Raw genomic sequence first — 16,757 nt, 5'->3', positions numbered from 1 at the left:
CGCAGCTTATGGCCAGCAGCCGGCATCGACGGGAATCCAGCGCGATGCGGGCAGGCTCTGGCATCTCAGGACTGCGCGCACGGATGCTTTCGGGTGCAGCGGCCTCATGGCGGGATGGTGCACAGCGACGTGGGCGTCGAGCGTGGCCGTCAGATCCTGGATGCGCGCCGGTTTGCGCAAAAACCGCGTCCACGATTGCGGAAGGCTTTGCGGTTCGGCCGCAGCCGACAACAGCACGATCGGCAACCCGGAATGCGCCGGCTGTTCATGCACCAGACGGCACAACTCGGCGCCGTCGATGCCGGGCATTTCGTAGTCCGTGATCATCAACTGGATCGATTCCCGACACAGGATATCCAGTGCGCAGTTGGCATCTCCAGCAACGCTCACGTGGTGACCGTCGCTTTCAAGCGCCAGTTGCAGCGACCAGAGGTTCTCCGCGTCGTCGTCGACCAGCAGTACATTTGCCACGGTTTGGCTCGTAGTATCGGTCATGCGGATCCGCCGCCAGCGCCGCCGTTGACGGCAGCCGGCGCATCGTTTCGGTTAGCGAGGTCTGCAGGGCGCTCATTTCGCTGAAGGTGCGCCCGCATCGGAAGCGTCTTTGCCTTGTGACGGCGTGTCGCTTGCTGGAAAGAAGGCGCCTTCGACAGCCTCTTCGGTCTGTACATCGAACGCCCATTGCTCGACAGATTGCATTGCCATGACTCGCTCCTTTGCACGTGGGTTACAGGCAAACCGCAATCGATGTGCCGCAACAACTTAAAAGGAGACATTCAGCATGCAACGTGAAGACTTCGAACAGCAGTTGACGGCACTACTTCGCGACGCAGGGCCGGATACCGTCGCGGAGTTGACGGACACGGCAATTGCCTACTGGAACGGCGAGAGGCTGGTCTACGCGGACGTCAGCGCGGAAGGGACGGGCGCATTGGACGGAGAATTCGACCTCGACGCGCGCCGGTGGACAGAATGGAAAGGCTGGCTCGCCGACTGGCTGACTGATCCCGTATTGAGCGTGCGCCACGATCTACCCGGCGCGACATAAATGGCCACGCGTTGGCAAATTCGTCTGTTCAGCGCGGCGCAGAGCGGTGCGCGGGATGCGCTCGCTGGATATGCGGACCAGCGGATTGAAGATGTCTGAGCATACGCCGTGCCGAATGGTTGCCTCCGGCGGGTTTTTGTTGGGTTGTGGTGTTTTGTTGCGCGAGCGGTTTGGTCTTTTTGCCTCCGGCATCCGCGTTATGCCTTCGTGCTTCATGCGTCGCCGTTCGGTGTTTTGGCCTTTGCGCCGGCATCCGCGTTATGACGTACCCCTTCACGCGTCGCCCCTGTGCGGGGCGGCACCTACTTTTCTTTGCCGCCGCAAAGAAAAGTAGGCAAAAGAAAGCGGCTAACACCACCAGTTCTAGTTCTTGCCTGAGGGCCCCCAAATGGTCCTACGCTTCACACGGCAGCGTATCTGTTCGCGTGCGTTGCCAACGCTTCGAATGAACGCCTCACCCGCTTCGAATACCCGTGCACGGGCTAGCGGCAGCGAATGGTTTCCGCCGCCCAGGTGGCAAACTGTGTGTAGGCCGTAGCGCCACACACGCCTCACTCCGAACCGATAGCGCACGCGTTCCACCATGTAAGAGCGCCAAGCTATACGCCGCGACAACCTACACACAGTTTGCCACCTGGGCGGCAGTGGAACATCTGGCACGGCGTGTTGCGACGCGGACGCGTGAAGCGGGTGAGGCGTCAATTCAGAGCGTTGGCAACGAACATGAGTCACGTGATTGCCGTGTGAAGCGTGGGACCGGTTGGGGGCCCTCAGGCAAGAAGAAATGTTGGCGGTGTTAGCCGCTTTCTTTTGCCTACTTTTCTTTGCGGCGGCAAAGAAAAGTAGGTGCCGCCCCGCACAGGGGCGACGCTTGAACGGCAAACACCACATCGCGGATGCCAGCGCCAACACGAGCAAACCAAACCGCCCGCGCCACGAAGGCAACACGCGGATGCCAGCGCAAAGGCTAGAACAACGAAACCGCCGGACGGCAAAAAACTCACCGCCGCTTCAACCTGATAACCCGCGAAATCTGCCCAAGCGTAAAACTACTATTCTTAACGTACTCGGCGTAATCGGACGGCGCCGTCATCGACTCCGCAACAACATACTCGCCCACATACCGAAACCGATCCGACGCCGTCCGCACAAAGACAGGAACCGGCTCAATCTGCCGCGCCAGGGTCCGCCCCGCCGCGCGCGAAGAAGCGCTCCCGTCGCAAAGAATCACCTCAGGCGCATGCGGATTAAGATCGGGCCGCAATCGCGCGGCAACAACCTTGCCGCCCTTGACGGGCAAAAACGCGTGCTTGCTGCCACCCGTCACCCGATGAATGTCTTCACGAGAATATTCTTTTCCAATTTCGAACATGGCTCACTCCAGGACATGACGTCACGCAGCGGCGCTGCGACGCCAAACCCGAAGATCGTATCGGGCCCCTTCTAAAATCGGTGTAAAGACAACGGTCCACGCAATAAACGCGCTATGTCGATGCCTCGCGTTTGCGCAAACACGCGCGCTTTTTACACGACGTTTACGCGCTTCGCAGTACGCTAGGTCCATCTCGACAACTGCCAATCGTGGCAACCAGAACATGGGCTCCGCACAACTTCGCGCGCCGCAAGACTTCGTCCCGGATATTCCGTCGGCGCAACTCCGCTCCAACGTCATTCCGCTGCACGCTCAGCGCGTTCAACTCGAAATCTTTCTCACCGGCACCTCGCCGGACGCGTTTCGCAACCATCTCGCGACGCTCCTCCACTCGCCGCTCGGCGTCTACATTTCGCACACGCATATGTTGCACGACAAGGTGCGCGTGCACTTCAACATCGCTCCCGAAGACCTGGATTTCACGCTTCACACGCTGATCGCAACGATGTCCGAAGCGACCATCGGCACCATCACGCGCATCGTCAGGTGAAGGAGCGAACACATGTACTCGGGAATCTGGATTCCGCTCGTCACGCCGTTTCGTTCGGGTGAAGTCGATATCGAAGCGCTGCAAACGCTGACCGATCATTACGCGCGCACCGGCATCGCGGGCATCGTCGCGCTCGGCACGACAGGCGAGGCCGCGCTGCTCTCCGACATCGAGCGTGTGACCGTCTTGCAGGCGATCAGCGACGTCGTCGATGGCCGCTTGCCGGTGCTCGTCGGCATCGGCGGCTTCGACACGCGCGAGTTCGTGCGCGAAATCAGGCGCTTCGAGCGATGGGACGTGGCGGGCTTTCTCGTCTCGCCGCCAGCCTATGTCTGTCCCGATCAGGCGGGCATCGTGTGGCATTTCGAACAGATCGCGCGCGAAACCGAGCGGCCCATCGTGCTCTATGACGTGCCGCATCGCACGGGCGTATCGATCGAAGCCGACACCGTCGCGCGGCTAGCGGAACACGAGAACATCGTCGCGATCAAGGCATGTGTGGCGCAGCGGTTCGGCGCGCTGGGCAAGCTGCCCATCAATGTGCTGTGCGGCACCGACGACGCTTTCGTCGATTGCCTCGCATCGGGCGGGCACGGCGGCATCCTCGCCAGCGCGCATGTCTGCGCGGATCTGCTGATCGAGATTCAGTCGCTCATGCAAGCAGGCGACGCTGAGACAGCACGCCGGATCTTCGAGCGGCTCAAGCCCGTGCTCAAGCTGCTGTTCTCCGCGCCCAATCCGTCGGCCATCAAGGCCATGCTGTCGATCGAAGGCCGTATCTCGGATGAAGTGCGTATGCCGATCACGGCGGCATCGGCGGCGCTCGTCGCGCAACTCGCGCACGCGCACGAGACGCTGCGCACTGTGCGCGCGGAACTCGCCATGACCGTCTGAACGCGGCCGGCGCACGCCGGCTCAATTCACGCGCGGCCCCATTGATCGACGAGATAGTCGACGAATGTCCTGATCTTCGGCGACGACAGCTTCGCGCGCTCGAACACCACATGCACGGGCGTAGCAGGCGGCGCAAACTTGTCGAGCACGGGCTGCAAGCGGCCTCGCTCGATATGCGCCTCCACCTGCCACGCGGGCGCGCGCACGATGCCCGCGCCCTCGATCGCCGCCGACACCAGCGCATCGAGGCTATTCATCCACAGACGGCCCGTCACGCCGATGCGCGTGCGCGTCGTGCCCGACTGGAAGCGCCACTCGACCGGTCCCGGCGCATCCGAGAAAACGAGGCAATCGTGCTTGCGCAAATCGTCGAGCTTGCGAGGCGTGCCGCGCTGCGCGAGATACGAAGGCGCCGCGCACACCACCATCTGGATGTCATCGAGCTTGCGCGCAACGAGACTCGAATCCGGCAGCCGGCCAACGCGCACGGCGACATGCAGCCCCTCCTCCACCAGATTGACGGCGCGGTCGACGAGCATCAGATCGACGGCCAACTCGGGATGCATCGCGAGAAAGCGCGGCAATAGCGGCGCGACGACGAGCCGGCCAAGCAGATTCGGCGCGGCGATCCGCAGCCGTCCCGACAACTTCCCGCGTCCCGCCGACAACGCGCTGCCAAGCTCGTCCACTTCGCCGAGAATCGCCTTCGCGCGGTCGTAGAGAATGCGCCCTTCGTCCGTCATCGCGAGGTTGCGCGTGGTGCGCCGAAGCAATTGCGCGCCAAACTGCGCTTCGAGCGCCGAGATGTGCCTGCTGACCGAGGTCAACGACATCGGAATCGCGCGCGCGGCGGCCGACAGGCTTCCCGCGTCCACGACCCGCACGTAGACGCTCATTGCTTCAAAGCGGTCCATGATTCGACTCTTCCGGATTTGGCAAGGCTGCTTGCCGGTTTGGATAGATACCGGCAATTTCCGGAATAGTCTACATTCGTTGTGAACGGGACGATAATGCCGCCTGATCGACTTGCGGCTAAGCCACGGGAACACACACAGATGAAACGTTCGATCTTCTGGCTCATGGCGGGCGCGGCGGGTGTCGTGGTCGCGAACAACTACTACAACCAGCCTTTACTGGCCGAGTTCGCGCTGGCGTTTCACACCAGCGAAAGGCAGGCGGGAACCGTATCCGTCGCCGCGCAAACGGGCTATGCGCTCGGACTGCTGCTGTTCGTGCCGCTCGGCGATAAGCTCGAACGCCGTTCGATGCTGCGCACGCTATTGTGCATCGCCAGCGTGGCGCTCGCCGCGATCGCGCTGTCGCCGACGTTGAACTGGCTCGTCGCGGCCAGTTTCCTGACCGGACTCGTCAGTGTCGCGCCGCAGTTGCTCACGCCGTTCGCGGCACAACTTGCCGGGCCACAGCAACGCGGCCAGGCGGTCGGCATCGTGATGTTCGGCTTGCTGTGCGGCATCCTCGTGTCGCGTACGATATCCGGATCGATTGCGCAGCATTTCGGCTGGCGCGTCGTCTATTGGGTCGCCGCGGCGGCGATGCTCGTCACGGCCGCCGTGCTGTCGCGAACGCTGCCGAGCGCGCAGCCCACGTACACGGGCACGTATCGGCGGCTGATGGGTTCGCTGTGGACGCTGATTCGCGAAGAGGCGCTGATTCGCCAGACCTCGGCGATCGCCGCACTTCAATTCGCCGCGTTCAGCGCGTTCTGGGCCACGCTGGCGTTTCATCTGCACGCGATGGACGCGCACTACGGCAGCGAGGTCGCGGGCCTGTTCGGCCTGGTCGGCGTGGTCGGCGCATCGGCTTCGACGGGGGCGGGCAAGCTGATCGACACGCGCAACCCGCGTCACGTCGTGCTGGCAAGCGGCGCCATCTTCGTCGTGGCCTTTGCGATTCTCGCGGCGACGGGCAACACGATTGCAGGCCTCGTCGCCGGTGTGATCGTTCTCGATCTGGGATTGCAGAGCGGGCATGTCGCGAACATGGCGCGCAATATGAGCATCAAGAGCGACGCGATGAGCCGCATCAACACGCTCTACATGACGATCCGCTTTGCGGGCGGCGCGCTCGGGTCGTCGTTGGGCATCTGGGCGTGGAGCGTATGGCAATGGCCCGGCGTGTGCACGGTCGGACTCGCGCTCGGGTGCGTGTCGGTGATGATTCAGGTGCGCCCGCAGATGGCGGGTGAAGCGCAGCGGGAATGACCGCGTGCGGCGCGCCCGCTCTCAACGGCGCGGTGGAATGCATCGCCATGTGATCGCCACGATCAACAGGAACCCCACATACGCAACCGCGAACATCCAGGCGGGGAAATCGTAGTAGAGCCAGTGGCTCACCCACCGCTGGACGAAACCTTGCTCGACTGTGCCGCCCGTGCGCAGCCGGTCTTCGAGCACGGTGAGCGGGCACGGCACGTCGAGCGCTGCGAGAATCGCAACGACGCCAATGGCCACGAGATGCAGCACGCGGAAAGCGCGATTGCGCACCCAGACGTGCTCCAACGCTGCGCCCGCCCAGATCGCAATCAATCCGCCGACGATAAACAGGACGATCAGCGCATGCAACACGAGCACTGCGTCGGCCAGCCAGACCATGATGTTTCCTGCGCGCTTCTGCCTCGGCCAGGTTCGCATGACACGCGGCAGTGAAGAATCAGGCCGATTGCATTCTCGCTCCGCCAAGGAATTGTGCAGCGTTTCGCTCACACGTGCTCGACGCGCTTGCGGCGCACGAAATTCCGCGGCGCAGCGCAAATCTGTCGATCTGAGATCCGTGGCTTTTCCAGCGCGTCAACGATGCGCGCGTTTGTGTCCGCGTGCGCAAGTCAATCATCAGGCGCGATGTGCTAGCCTGAATCTTCATCATCCGAGGTGATCCAGCGAGGCGCACGATGGAACTGAGGCATCTGAGAATGTTTTGCGCGGTGGCCGATTGCGGCAGCTTCACGGCAGCGGCTGAAAAAATCCACAACGTTCAGTCGAACGTGACGATGCGTATCAAGGAGCTCGAATCGGAACTGAACCAGCAGTTGTTCATCCGGCAGAAAAACGGCGTGGTGCTCACGTCGGCGGGGCAGATTTTTCTGGGCTACGCGCAACGCATCCTTCAGTTGACGGACGAAAGCCGCAATGCGTTGCTGGACAACGCGTCGCCGCGCGGGCTGCTACGCCTCGGGTCGATGGAAACGACGGCCGCGATCCGTTTGCCGAAAGTGCTGGCGAAGTATCACGTGCAGTTTCCGCAGGTTCAACTGTCGCTGATGACGGGCACGACGAACGAGTTGATCAAGGCGGTCGAATGTCATCGGCTGGATGGTGCGTTCGTCGGCGGCTTTCATCAGAGTTCGTCGCTGCATCAGGAAGAGGTCTTCGAAGAAGAGCTGGTGCTCGTGAGCGGTATCGAGTTCGAGTCGCTTGCTGCGCTCGCGAAGCAGATGTCCGGGCAAACGGTGCTCGCGTTCAGGACGGGCTGTTTCTATCGTTCGACACTCGAAAACTGGTTCTATCACGCCGGCATCATTCCGGGCCAGGTGATGGAGCTAGGCACGCTGGATGGAATCATGTCGTGCGTCGCGGCGGGAATGGGGATTACGTTGTTGCCGCGATCGGTGGTGGAGAGTCATGGCGCGCGGCATGCCGTGCATTGTCATGCGCTTCCGTCGCAGTTCGCGCATGTGAAGACCGTCTTCATCCGCAACAAGGACACGATCGTCACGCCGGCACTGACCGCAATGATCGATCTCGCGCACGAGCAGTTTGCGGTCGACGTCGATGTCAAGACTCCGCCTGTTGGAAGCATACTGACTTCGGCGCTGGCTTCTGTCTATGCGGCGTGACGAACCAGGAGCGGGTGCCTTTCGTCGGTAAGTGTAATCAGCGGCGGGATTACGGACATCCATGTCCGATATGTCCGGAACGCCAGTCCATTGATGTCCGGTGTCGGCCGATCCAGAATCAAGCAACGCTTGACTCTCGATTCCAGGCCTCACATGACACCCACCTACACAACTTCGTCCCTTCCCGCGCCCGTTTACTGGCTGGCGCTCGGCGCTTTCGCGATCGGAACGGAAGGCTTCATGATTTCTCCGCTTCTTCCTGGACTCGCGACCGATCTGTCAGTGACGATCGAAACGGCAGGACAGCTGGTGACAGTATTCGCGCTCGCCTACGGCCTCAGTTCCCCTGTCCTGACGGCATTGAGCGGCAGCATGAACCGGCGGACGTTGCTGCTCGCGAGCATGATCGCCTTCGCGCTTTCCAACCTGCTCGCCTTTGCAGCACCGTCCTTCTGGGCCTTGATGGGCGCCCGGGTATTGCTGGCGCTGTCCGCCGGTCTCTATGTGCCGGGCGCGAACGCGCTGGCGAGCGTCATCGTGCCGCCCGAAAGGCGCGGCCGCGCAATCGCGGTGGTGAACGGCGGCATTACGATTGCGATCGCGCTCGGCGTTCCCCTTGGCGCCGTCATCGGCCATGCGCTCGGCTGGCGCATGACTTTTGCAGGTGTCGCGGGACTGGCGGCACTCGCGGTGGCTGGGTTGTTCATCGGCCTGCCGCGCGATATCGGCGCCGGCATTCCGGTTGCGACGCTGCGCGAACGCATCGCGATCGCGCGCAAACCTGTCGTGCTCGCGACGCTGCTCACGACCACGCTCTGGGCCACTGGCGCGTACACGGTTTATACCTATCTCTCGCCGTTTCTCGCTGAAATCACAGGATTGGCCGGCGCGCAGGTCGGCATGGTGATGTTCATGTGGGGGCTCGCCGCTGCGATTGGCGTCGTGTCGGGTGGCACAGCAAACGACCGGTTTGGACCTCTGGCCGTGATCGTTCCCACGATCGCGCTATCAGGCCTCGCCTTCGCCATACTGTCGATCAGCGCGCGCTTTCTGTCGCCGGGCGCCGCGCTCGTGCCGGTGATCGCTGCTATCGCGCTGTGGGGCGTCGCGCACTGGGCGTTTTATCCGGCGCAGCAGGCAAGACTGATCGATATCGCCGGTGTGAAGGTCGCATCGATTGTGTTGTCGCTCAACGCTTCGTTCATGTACATCGGGTTCTCGATAGGAGCCGCGCTCGGTGCGCTCACGTTGGCTCATGCCAGTGTGGGAAGCCTCGGGTGGGTGGCGGCAGTTTGTGAGCTGGCGGCGGTGTTGCTGACGGTCGCGATTATTGCGCGGCCTGCGAGAGTGAATGCAGCTTGTACTGCTGTGGAATGAAGGCTTTCGTTGGCGGAGCTGAAGGTGGCCTTCGCCCCTTCTCTTTCTATACGATCGGTTTGGAGGGGTTTAGCCGTCATTGGGTCTGCAGGTCGTGCAGCTAGTCATCCTTTCGCCAACGACCATGCGATGTCTTCCTGATAGAGCCCAACGCGCGCCTCACGCGCGCGTTGGGCTACGTCGATGCATCTCGCAACAGCGCGCTACCTTGAACGTCCCTCGTCTAGCCCATGCTAAACAACGACTTCAGAATGTACCCTGCGATACGAGGATTCTCCTTGATGCGCCGCGTGCTGTAGCCGTACCAGTCGTGACCGTAGGGCACGTACACACGCACCTGAAATCCGTAGGCTCGCAGACGTTCACGCAACGGCTCGCAAACGCCAAGCAGCATCTGGAATTCGAAGCGGTTGGGCGCGATCCGCTCGCGGCCGATCCACGCGACAAGTGCATCGATCAACGTTTCGTCATGTGTCGCGATGCCAACGAACGAGCCCGCCTCCAAGGCGTCGCAAACGTGCCGGGTAAAGTGCGAGTTGATGGCGGCGCGATCGCGCGATGCTCCATCGACGAGGTGAAGGTCCGCCTCCGCATAGATGCCTTTACAGATACGCAGGCGGCTCCCGCGACCTGCTAGCGGCACGATATCGTCGTAGGTGCGCCTCAGATACGCCTGCAATGCGACTCCGACATCCGTGCCTCTCGTTTCGATTTCGGCGAAGAGATCGAGCGTTTTCTGTGTGCAGCTGACATCTTCCATGTCGATGCAAGCGCTCACGCCACGCGACTCAGCCGCCGCAACGATGCGGGAAACCTGCTGCTTACAAGCGGGCACGTCGAAGAGAAGGCCGAGCGCGGACGGCTTGATCGACAACTCAGCGCGCAGGCTTTCTGTGTGCAACGCGTCAATAAGCGCCAGGTACTCGCCCGTCATCGACTGTACTTCTTCCGGTGACGAAGCCGTTTCGCCGAGTACATCGATTGTCGTGCAATATCCCGCTGCGTCGAGCGCGCGCACGCGAACGAGCGCCTCCGACCGGGTAGCGCCAGCGATATAGCGACGCGAGATTTCACGGATCAGCGAACGGGGGACGAGCGGGATGGCGCGTGCCGCCACCGTATTGAGAATACGCATGTTGGTCTCACGAAAAGTGCGGTCGTGTGAGCCTCGACACTCGGGGCCGAGGCGATACGACATCACCAGACTTGCGTGGTGCGAGTCCGGACAGAACGCCACGCGTCGCACTCAAGGTGCGATCGGCGGGGCTATTCAACGCGCTTTACAAGGAGGCCAGGCGGCTGCGTACATGCTGTGTTTGCGTCGTGTCGGTATGTGACGAAGGCGAAACGCGGACGGCGGTTCAGGGAGCGGAAGCGATCGTAGCACGGATGTCCTGGCGACGCTCGTTCGATGATGGCCCACGATGATCAGATCAACATTCAGGTCTCTAGCGAAGAATGGAATCTGGTCCAGTGGGTCACCAACCGCGAAGTGCCCGGTCGCATGAATTCCCTGCGCTGCGAGTCTCTTCAAGCCTTCGTCGAGCACACTCTTGTCCCGGACTGCTCGCCCACTGATCGAACGCGCGACTATACCGTCGGTTCATCAAACCGGTAGAACTTCGCCGATGTGCCACACGCGACGGCCCTTCGCTCTGCTTCATTGGGTAGAAGCGTCCGCAGGGCGTCGAGCGTGCGGCCAAAATCCTGAGATGCCTCGAACTGCGTATGCGGCCAATCACTCCCCCACATCAGGCGATTCACTCCGAACGCCTCAGTCAGAAGTCGAACAGCATCATGTGCAAAGCGAGGTGTTGAGTGCCCACCCTCCGCGAAGCTCCAGTTTCGATAGGCCGCCGATATCTTGACCCACACCTGGCCTGTGCTCGCCAGATCGAGGAGTCGACGAAAGCCCTCGTCATCGACGCCGAGTGCAGGGTCCGGCCTGCCGAAATGATCGACGACCACATTCAGGCCTTTATCCAGCAACGGCAGGACGATACGCTCAAGACGCGCCGCTTCGGCGTGGACTTCGACATGCCATCCCAGCTGACGAACATGTGCGAGCGTTTCCGGTGTCAGACTCGTTTCGATCGGGAGATCGGGAAGCCCGATGAGGTTCAATCGAACACCGACGACGCCCGCCCGCGCCATCATCGTTAGCGCTTCAAGTCCGCAGTCCGGTTCGACGACCGCGACGCCGCGAAGCCGGTCAGGCGCGCGTCGCAAAGCGGCCAGCAGATAGTCGCAATCCGTGCCGAGAAAGCTGGGCTGCACCAGCACGCCGCGCGACACATTGTGCGCATCGAGTTGTTCGAGATAGACATCGAGTGGCGCATCGTAGTCGGGCGCATATCGGCGCTGCCGCGCAAGCGGCAGGCCGCGCTCGAATACATGCGCATGTGAATCGATCAAGGCAAGGTGGGAAAGACGCTGCGCTGCCTGTTGCTCAAGCGCGTCCGAACCCGTTGTTTCGATCATTGACATTACTCTCCGACAAAACTTGCCCGGCTGTCGTCAGAACAGCCGTGCATCAGTGCCGTTGCGCCTGCGTCAGCGTTCCCGTAGGTCCGGCCTCGAATGCCGCTTCGCCGAGTGCGCGGCCGCGCGTCTCGGGCAGCATCAACACGGACAGGACCACGATCGAGTAAGCCAGTCCGGCGTCAATGCCAATCGCCGTTCCAAGCGACATATTGGCGGACATATGGCCCACGAGCACAGGAAAGCCCGCCGACACCACGCGGCCGAAGTTATAGCAAAAGCCGACACCCGTACCCCGCATGCCACGGGGATAAAGCTCGTTGAAAAGCGCGCCCATGCTGGCCGGGATACCCGCTGCGAAGAACCCCAGCGGAAAGCCGAAGAACAGCATGGCGAGATTGCTGAGCGGCAGAAACAGATACGCAACAACCGTCAGCACGCAGCAGATCGCGAAGGTAAGGATAGTTCTGCGTCGGCCGATCCGGTCGAGCAAATGCGCGCTTACGATGCATCCGCAAAAGAACGCGACGATGACGACAGCAAGGTAAGCGCCCGTGCCCAACACCGACAAGTGGCGCTCCGTTTTCAGAAAAGTGGGGAGCCACGTCATCAATGCATAGTACCCACCATGCGCGCCGACCCCGAGCAATGCGCCGATTAGCGTCATGCGCAGCATTTGCGGCGAGAAGATGCCAAAGAACACACCGAACGTCGAATCATCGTCGCGTGCCCGAACGTCGCGTGCCGCCCGCGCGGGCTGCACGGGCTCCTGCACGCCGCGTCGAACGTAGAGGATCAGCAGTGCGGGAAAAAGGCCAATCCCGAACATCACGCGCCATGCCGTCTCGCCGGGCAGCCACGAGAACATCAACGCGTAGAGCAGCACAGCGGCGCCCCAGCCGACGGCCCATGCGCTCTGCACGCTGCCCATCGCCTTGCCGCGATGTTCGGCACGAATCGTTTCTGCCATCAGGACCGCGCCCGCCGCCCACTCGCCACCGAAGCCAAAGCCCTGAAGCGTCTTAAGAATCAGGAACTGCGGATAGTTCTGCGCGAACGCGCAAAGAAAAGTGAATACGGAGAAGAACGCGACGGTCCATTGCAGCGTCTTCACGCGGCCCAGCCGGTCCGAGAGCATGCCGGCCACCCAGCCGCCCAACGCGGAAGCCACCAGGGTCACACCGCTGACCATCCCGGCTTGCGTCCGGCTGATCGACCATTCCGCGATGATGGCTGGAATCACGAGACTGAACATCTGCACATCGAGCGAGTCGAGTGCCCATCCGCCGAAGCACGCCCAGAATGTCCGACGCTCGTTGCCGGACACCTCCTTGAACCACTTGAACATTGCCGTCTCCTGCGTCGGGTATCCCATCGTGGGGATCGAATCGTTCTGGATTGCCAGGTCTTTCGATGTCTAGCGGATCTCGGCCTGGTAAATGAACTCGCTTGCGGGCCCGCGCGAGCGCCGCCATTCCAGCGGCTGCCTGTCATATCCATAAGCGAGCCGTTCGATCACGACGGCGGGCGTACCCGGCTCGATGCGCAGGAGCCGCGCGTGAAGCGGACCGATCGCCTCGACAGTCAGCGTTTCGGTTGCCGACGCGATGACCTGATTGCACTGCGCCTCATACACGGGATAGAGCAGATCGCCGATCTCCGTCAGTTCGAGTTGTGCAAACGCGGCGAAGCGGTCGAACGGGAGCCAGATTTCTTCCGCGAGCATCGGCACGCCATCGATCAACCGAAGACGCGACATCTGAATGACCTTGGCCCCATTCGGAATCTGCAAGGTCGCTGCGACCGCCGACGGCGCCTCCACGACCTCGCGGCGCAGGATGCGGCTCTCAGGAATGCGCCGCTCGCCCTGACGGGTCTGGAATCTGAAGAACCTGAAGAGAGAGCTGTCGAAGCTCGCGCGGCGCACAAACGTTCCGCGCCCCTGGAACCGCTCCAGCAGGCCTTCTGCGACCAGCAGATCGACGGCTTTACGAACGGTGCCGACAGCGACGTCGTAGCTTTTCGCGAGCGCCTGCTCGGTCGGAATGGCTTCGCCGGGCCGCCAGTGGCGGGCAGCGACCAGTGCGACCATTTCGTCGCGCAAGCGCTGGTAGCGGGGCAGTCGATCATCGGCGTGCATGCTTTCCTCCGTCAAATTCATATATATGTTTGCATGAGTTTCTCGTTTTGACCGATCGGGAATTACCCTGATATCACGGCAATCCCTTGACACAGCGGGTTTATACCCATTGTTGACATGCAAAATTCAACTAAACATATATATGAATTTTTAACTGGAGACTGGTTGTGGCCCAAACCCTGACAGACGAGCAGATCGTCGTAAAGAAGATCGCGTGGCGGTTGATGCCGCTGTTGATTGTCATGTTCCTGATTGCCTTCATCGACAGGCAAAACGTGGGCTTCGCCAAGTTGCAGATGCTCGGCGCCTTGGGAATGTCCGAAGCCTCATACGGATTGGGGGCGTCACTTTTCTTCATCGGCTATCTTCTGTTCGAAGTGCCGAGCACGCTCGCGCTTCATCGCTTCGGCGCGCGTTTGTGGCTCGCACGCATCATGGCGACGTGGGGCGCTGTCACGGTCGCGATGGCCTTCACGCATTCGATGGGCTTGTTCTATGTTTTTCGCTTTGCGTTGGGCGTGGCGGAGGCTGGCTTCTATCCTGGCGTCATCTTTTACCTGACGCTGTGGTTCCCGCAGAGCCATCGCACGCGCATGCTCGGCTTCTTCACGCTTGGCAGCGCGCTGGCAAACATGCTCGGCTCACTCGCAGGCGGCCTGCTTCTGTCGTTCGACGGCAGTCTTGGCCTTGCGGGCTGGCAGTGGGTATTCGTCGCAACGGGCGCACCCGCCATCGTCGTCGCCTTGATTGCCTTGCGTTTCCTGCCGGAATCCGTCGAGCGCGCGGCGTTTCTGTCGAGCGAAGAGAAAAACCTCATCGTCGCCGCAATCAGGCGTGAAGTACCAACCGAGGCTGTATCCGAGCACCCATGGCGTGCTCTCATCGACAAACGCGTGCTGATGTTCGCTTGCGGCTACATGCTGATGTCGACCTCGCTCTATGGCGTGACCTACTGGATGCCGACGCTGCTCAAGAGCGGCGGTGTCTCGCACTCGCTCAATGGCTTGCTGAACATGATTCCGTGGTTGCTTGCCGCGCTGCTTCTGCTCTGGTTGCCGGCCAGACTCAAGCGCGAAGACGTGGTGCTCAAGGCGATGGCGATGGTGGCCGGTGTCGGCGTGATCGGCTTCGCGCTGAGTCTCGTCCTGCCTGGTTTGCCGCTGCGCTTCGCAGCCCTCGTTCTTGGAGGCGCATGTATCCCGCTGCTTTACCCGTGTTTCTGGTCGCTTCCGCCGCGCTTCTTTACGGGTGCGCGCGCCGCCGCAAGCATTGCGGCGATCAATTCGATCGGCAATCTCGGCGGCTTCTTTGCGCAGAATCTGATGCCTTACGTCGGGAAGCTCGCGGGTAACGCCAGTGCGCCGATGCTAGTGCCCGTAATCTGCCTGACACTGCTCGGAGCTGGACTGTCGGTCGCGTGGGTCTCGAACGGGCGCAGCACACGCGAACAGGTTGCCACAGGACAGTAAGTCCAGTGCCAACTCCGACGGTTCATTGTACAGATAGTGTGCCTACCCCCTTTACGGAGTTGCGCACACTATCTGTTGGCAGGGCCGCTTGCACTCATCAAGCCATGACGCCGCGAAGCTGCCGTAGGCGCAGCGGGTATGTCTGACTGATGGCTTACGGTGATGGCGCTGAACGCATACAGTCCGCCATCAAGCATCGTCCTTCAATGCTGCCAAATGGATAGTCGCGGATAGTCGCGCGAACCCATCTCACCAGCCACGGGCAACGACGCAAGTTGCCCAAAAAAGTGGCCACGTTGTTAGCTTCACGAAATGTTCTTCGGCGTCACAGGTGTTGTAACCGAAGCGGTCTGGACCCCCTTCGCTCGCGCTGAGAGAATGCGCAGACCCGCTACAAACCGGAGATCGACTTGTGCCCTTGAGCCGGCCTACCGGCAAACAGCGCAACTGTAGAAGTGGCATGTTACTTACCTACTTATCTGACATATCAGATACATGCTGATGACTGGCACATTGCGCCGTTTCGCCGCATCCGGTGTGCGTGTCATGACGCGATGGGAATTGACACGCGCGAACCGACTCGAAGGGGTCCATTTTGAGTAAAGAGCTTATCCACCGTGCTGGGAGTAACGCGCCAAACAATGGAACCTTACAGACGCCGTGGGGCTACATTGTCCGCAGCATCGCACTGATTGTGCTAGCGGTTTTTCCGTCGGTCATATGCGCGTATCTTGCGCAAACCTCAGCACATTGGAGTCTGTTCGAACGGTCCGGATCGATAGTAACAATCACCGGCCTGCTACTGGCATCACGCCACTATTTTGCGTACACCGTGACTAATCTGGTTGTAGCTCGCACAAAGGAAGGCACCGGATCCAAGGCTGGCAAAGTTCTGACCGATGTCCTGGCTGGCAGGCGCGGGCTAACGCTTTCGGCGTTTGGGACGCTCATTTGGGGATGGGGAATGTTTCTGCGGTGGTGGAGCTTTGCCGTGCTGGCGCTGTGGGTGGCATTTGTGATCTACCGGGCATTTCGCGATCCAGTATTGCAACGCCGACGCGACGACGTGTTGCCGCGCGTGACGAACGTCAATAAAAAGTTCCGAAACAAGCCCGAACGCCGGTGCAGACGTATGACCCCTGATCGCCGTCCGCAAACCGGCCAGACGTTGCCGGTATTCGCTTTCGCGGAACGACGACGTCGGCGGCTCAAGGGCATCTCTCACTGATACATCCCATTAGGCAGCCGACCGTGATACGGCGTGTCGCGGCAGTGCCCCCACGGCCCCAGCCAGTATCCCGGCGGGCATGCATAGTTCGAAACGGGTGCAGCCGGTGCCGCGTAGACCACGGGCGATTGCACGATAACGGGCGCCGAATAGCGGCATTGGCCCCAGACGTTACGCCAACCTCCCGGCCCGCAGCCCTGCGCGGCTTCTGCCGTGCCGATCGACAATGCCAGTGCCGTTGCCGCTACTGCGATTGATGCAATGTGCTTGCGATTCACGATTCGCTCCTGTCGCGTCGTTTGAATTCTGTTGCTGACAGAAACTATTGTGCGGATCGACTCTTAG

Annotated in this window: 18 protein-coding genes and 1 pseudogene; 8 read left to right on the top strand and 11 right to left on the bottom strand. The window is 61.2% G+C overall.

The features are described from left to right. Positions 1-6: 6 nt before the first annotated feature. Both C2L64_RS34145 and C2L64_RS53530 read right to left on the bottom strand, forming a co-directional pair. Positions 7-471, bottom strand: a complete 465-nt coding sequence (locus C2L64_RS34145) for a response regulator (RefSeq protein WP_238554646.1) — start codon at positions 469-471, stop codon at positions 7-9. A gap of 96 nt (positions 472-567) precedes the next feature. Continuing rightward, the gene (locus tag C2L64_RS53530; protein WP_158660549.1) at positions 568-705 is read right to left on the bottom strand and encodes a hypothetical protein; all 138 of its coding nucleotides are present in this window, start codon (positions 703-705) and stop codon (positions 568-570) included. A gap of 76 nt (positions 706-781) precedes the next feature. Here C2L64_RS53530 and C2L64_RS34140 point away from each other — a divergent pair, with 76 nt between their 5' ends. Beyond that, positions 782-1,048: a hypothetical protein gene (locus C2L64_RS34140; protein ID WP_007584362.1), complete on the top strand. Its 267-nt coding sequence runs from the start codon at positions 782-784 to the stop codon at positions 1,046-1,048. A gap of 1,000 nt (positions 1,049-2,048) precedes the next feature. On the opposite strand, the gene C2L64_RS34130 is transcribed toward C2L64_RS34140, so the two are convergent. Next, positions 2,049-2,420, bottom strand: coding sequence for a DUF6697 family protein (locus C2L64_RS34130; RefSeq protein WP_007584360.1), 372 nt, complete (start codon positions 2,418-2,420; stop codon positions 2,049-2,051). Between the two features lie 223 nt (positions 2,421-2,643). On the opposite strand from C2L64_RS34130, the gene C2L64_RS34125 reads away from it, so the two are divergent. Further along, the gene (locus C2L64_RS34125) at positions 2,644-2,970 is read left to right on the top strand and encodes a hypothetical protein (protein ID WP_007584358.1); all 327 of its coding nucleotides are present in this window, start codon (positions 2,644-2,646) and stop codon (positions 2,968-2,970) included. 12 nt (positions 2,971-2,982) lie between these two features. Then, positions 2,983-3,864 (top strand): 4-hydroxy-tetrahydrodipicolinate synthase, encoded by an 882-nt coding sequence (dapA, locus tag C2L64_RS34120; RefSeq protein WP_007584356.1) that lies wholly within the window; start codon positions 2,983-2,985, stop codon positions 3,862-3,864. A 26-nt stretch (positions 3,865-3,890) separates the two neighbouring features. Here dapA and C2L64_RS34115 read toward each other — a convergent pair whose 3' ends face one another. After that, positions 3,891-4,778, bottom strand: a complete 888-nt coding sequence (locus tag C2L64_RS34115; RefSeq protein ID WP_007584354.1) for a LysR family transcriptional regulator — start codon at positions 4,776-4,778, stop codon at positions 3,891-3,893. Between the two features lie 141 nt (positions 4,779-4,919). Between C2L64_RS34115 and C2L64_RS34110 the strand changes: the two genes are divergently transcribed. Next, a complete protein-coding gene (locus tag C2L64_RS34110; RefSeq protein ID WP_007584352.1) occupies positions 4,920-6,086 on the top strand; it encodes an MFS transporter in 1,167 nt (388 codons plus the stop codon). A 21-nt stretch (positions 6,087-6,107) separates the two neighbouring features. On the opposite strand, the gene C2L64_RS34105 is transcribed toward C2L64_RS34110, so the two are convergent. Further along, a complete protein-coding gene (locus tag C2L64_RS34105) occupies positions 6,108-6,476 on the bottom strand; it encodes a DUF2784 domain-containing protein (protein ID WP_007584350.1) in 369 nt (122 codons plus the stop codon). 296 nt (positions 6,477-6,772) lie between these two features. Here C2L64_RS34105 and C2L64_RS34095 point away from each other — a divergent pair, with 296 nt between their 5' ends. After that, positions 6,773-7,717, top strand: coding sequence for a LysR family transcriptional regulator (locus C2L64_RS34095; RefSeq protein ID WP_007584348.1), 945 nt, complete (start codon positions 6,773-6,775; stop codon positions 7,715-7,717). Between the two features lie 153 nt (positions 7,718-7,870). Beyond that, on the top strand, positions 7,871-9,094 hold the full coding sequence (locus tag C2L64_RS34090; RefSeq protein WP_007584347.1) for an MFS transporter: 1,224 nt from the start codon (positions 7,871-7,873) through the stop codon (positions 9,092-9,094). A gap of 223 nt (positions 9,095-9,317) precedes the next feature. On the opposite strand, the gene C2L64_RS34085 is transcribed toward C2L64_RS34090, so the two are convergent. From C2L64_RS34085 to C2L64_RS34065, 5 genes and pseudogenes are all read right to left on the bottom strand, one after another. Continuing rightward, positions 9,318-10,229 carry a proline dehydrogenase family protein gene (locus tag C2L64_RS34085; RefSeq protein ID WP_007584345.1) on the bottom strand — a complete coding sequence of 304 codons (912 nt, stop codon included), beginning with the start codon at positions 10,227-10,229 and terminating at the stop codon, positions 9,318-9,320. A 273-nt stretch (positions 10,230-10,502) separates the two neighbouring features. Continuing rightward, positions 10,503-10,649: pseudogene (locus C2L64_RS55135) on the bottom strand (universal stress protein); the annotation flags it as partial. A gap of 35 nt (positions 10,650-10,684) precedes the next feature. Beyond that, positions 10,685-11,575 (bottom strand): amidohydrolase family protein, encoded by an 891-nt coding sequence (locus tag C2L64_RS34075; RefSeq protein WP_007584343.1) that lies wholly within the window; start codon positions 11,573-11,575, stop codon positions 10,685-10,687. A gap of 52 nt (positions 11,576-11,627) precedes the next feature. After that, entirely contained in the window at positions 11,628-12,923 is a 1,296-nt protein-coding gene (locus tag C2L64_RS34070; RefSeq protein WP_007584342.1) for an MFS transporter, read from the bottom strand. A 69-nt stretch (positions 12,924-12,992) separates the two neighbouring features. Beyond that, positions 12,993-13,715, bottom strand: coding sequence for a GntR family transcriptional regulator (locus C2L64_RS34065; RefSeq protein ID WP_007584340.1), 723 nt, complete (start codon positions 13,713-13,715; stop codon positions 12,993-12,995). 224 nt (positions 13,716-13,939) lie between these two features. Between C2L64_RS34065 and C2L64_RS34060 the strand changes: the two genes are divergently transcribed. Then, a complete protein-coding gene (locus C2L64_RS34060) occupies positions 13,940-15,184 on the top strand; it encodes an MFS transporter (RefSeq protein ID WP_090835145.1) in 1,245 nt (414 codons plus the stop codon). 964 nt (positions 15,185-16,148) lie between these two features. Continuing rightward, complete coding sequence (locus tag C2L64_RS54575) at positions 16,149-16,412, top strand: hypothetical protein (protein ID WP_007584336.1); 264 nt, start codon at positions 16,149-16,151, stop codon at positions 16,410-16,412. On the opposite strand, the gene C2L64_RS34050 is transcribed toward C2L64_RS54575, so the two are convergent. Beyond that, positions 16,406-16,690, bottom strand: coding sequence for a GCG_CRPN prefix-to-repeats domain-containing protein (locus tag C2L64_RS34050; protein ID WP_007584334.1), 285 nt, complete (start codon positions 16,688-16,690; stop codon positions 16,406-16,408). The genes C2L64_RS54575 and C2L64_RS34050 overlap by 7 nt on opposite strands. Positions 16,691-16,757 lie beyond the last annotated feature (67 nt).

It is taken from the genome of Paraburkholderia hospita (genome assembly GCF_002902965.1).
Taxonomy (GTDB): Bacteria; Pseudomonadota; Gammaproteobacteria; order Burkholderiales; family Burkholderiaceae; genus Paraburkholderia; species Paraburkholderia hospita.
This window is presented reverse-complemented; position numbering and strand designations above follow the sequence as displayed.

Coding starts and splice junctions, on each gene's coding strand:
- C2L64_RS34105 (WP_007584350.1), bottom strand. CDS start 6,476: ATGGTCTGGCTGGCCGACGCAGTGCTCGTGTTGCATGCGCTGATCGTC.
- C2L64_RS34125 (WP_007584358.1), top strand. CDS start 2,644: ATGGGCTCCGCACAACTTCGCGCGCCGCAAGACTTCGTCCCGGATATT.
- C2L64_RS34090 (WP_007584347.1), top strand. CDS start 7,871: ATGACACCCACCTACACAACTTCGTCCCTTCCCGCGCCCGTTTACTGG.
- C2L64_RS34140 (WP_007584362.1), top strand. CDS start 782: ATGCAACGTGAAGACTTCGAACAGCAGTTGACGGCACTACTTCGCGAC.
- C2L64_RS34065 (WP_007584340.1), bottom strand. CDS start 13,715: ATGCACGCCGATGATCGACTGCCCCGCTACCAGCGCTTGCGCGACGAA.
- C2L64_RS34075 (WP_007584343.1), bottom strand. CDS start 11,575: ATGATCGAAACAACGGGTTCGGACGCGCTTGAGCAACAGGCAGCGCAG.
- C2L64_RS54575 (WP_007584336.1), top strand. CDS start 16,149: ATGTTTCTGCGGTGGTGGAGCTTTGCCGTGCTGGCGCTGTGGGTGGCA.
- C2L64_RS53530 (WP_158660549.1), bottom strand. CDS start 705: ATGGCAATGCAATCTGTCGAGCAATGGGCGTTCGATGTACAGACCGAA.
- C2L64_RS34085 (WP_007584345.1), bottom strand. CDS start 10,229: ATGCGTATTCTCAATACGGTGGCGGCACGCGCCATCCCGCTCGTCCCC.
- C2L64_RS34110 (WP_007584352.1), top strand. CDS start 4,920: ATGAAACGTTCGATCTTCTGGCTCATGGCGGGCGCGGCGGGTGTCGTG.
- C2L64_RS34095 (WP_007584348.1), top strand. CDS start 6,773: ATGGAACTGAGGCATCTGAGAATGTTTTGCGCGGTGGCCGATTGCGGC.
- C2L64_RS34115 (WP_007584354.1), bottom strand. CDS start 4,778: ATGGACCGCTTTGAAGCAATGAGCGTCTACGTGCGGGTCGTGGACGCG.
- C2L64_RS34130 (WP_007584360.1), bottom strand. CDS start 2,420: ATGTTCGAAATTGGAAAAGAATATTCTCGTGAAGACATTCATCGGGTG.
- C2L64_RS34060 (WP_090835145.1), top strand. CDS start 13,940: ATGCCGCTGTTGATTGTCATGTTCCTGATTGCCTTCATCGACAGGCAA.
- C2L64_RS34070 (WP_007584342.1), bottom strand. CDS start 12,923: ATGTTCAAGTGGTTCAAGGAGGTGTCCGGCAACGAGCGTCGGACATTC.
- dapA (WP_007584356.1), top strand. CDS start 2,983: ATGTACTCGGGAATCTGGATTCCGCTCGTCACGCCGTTTCGTTCGGGT.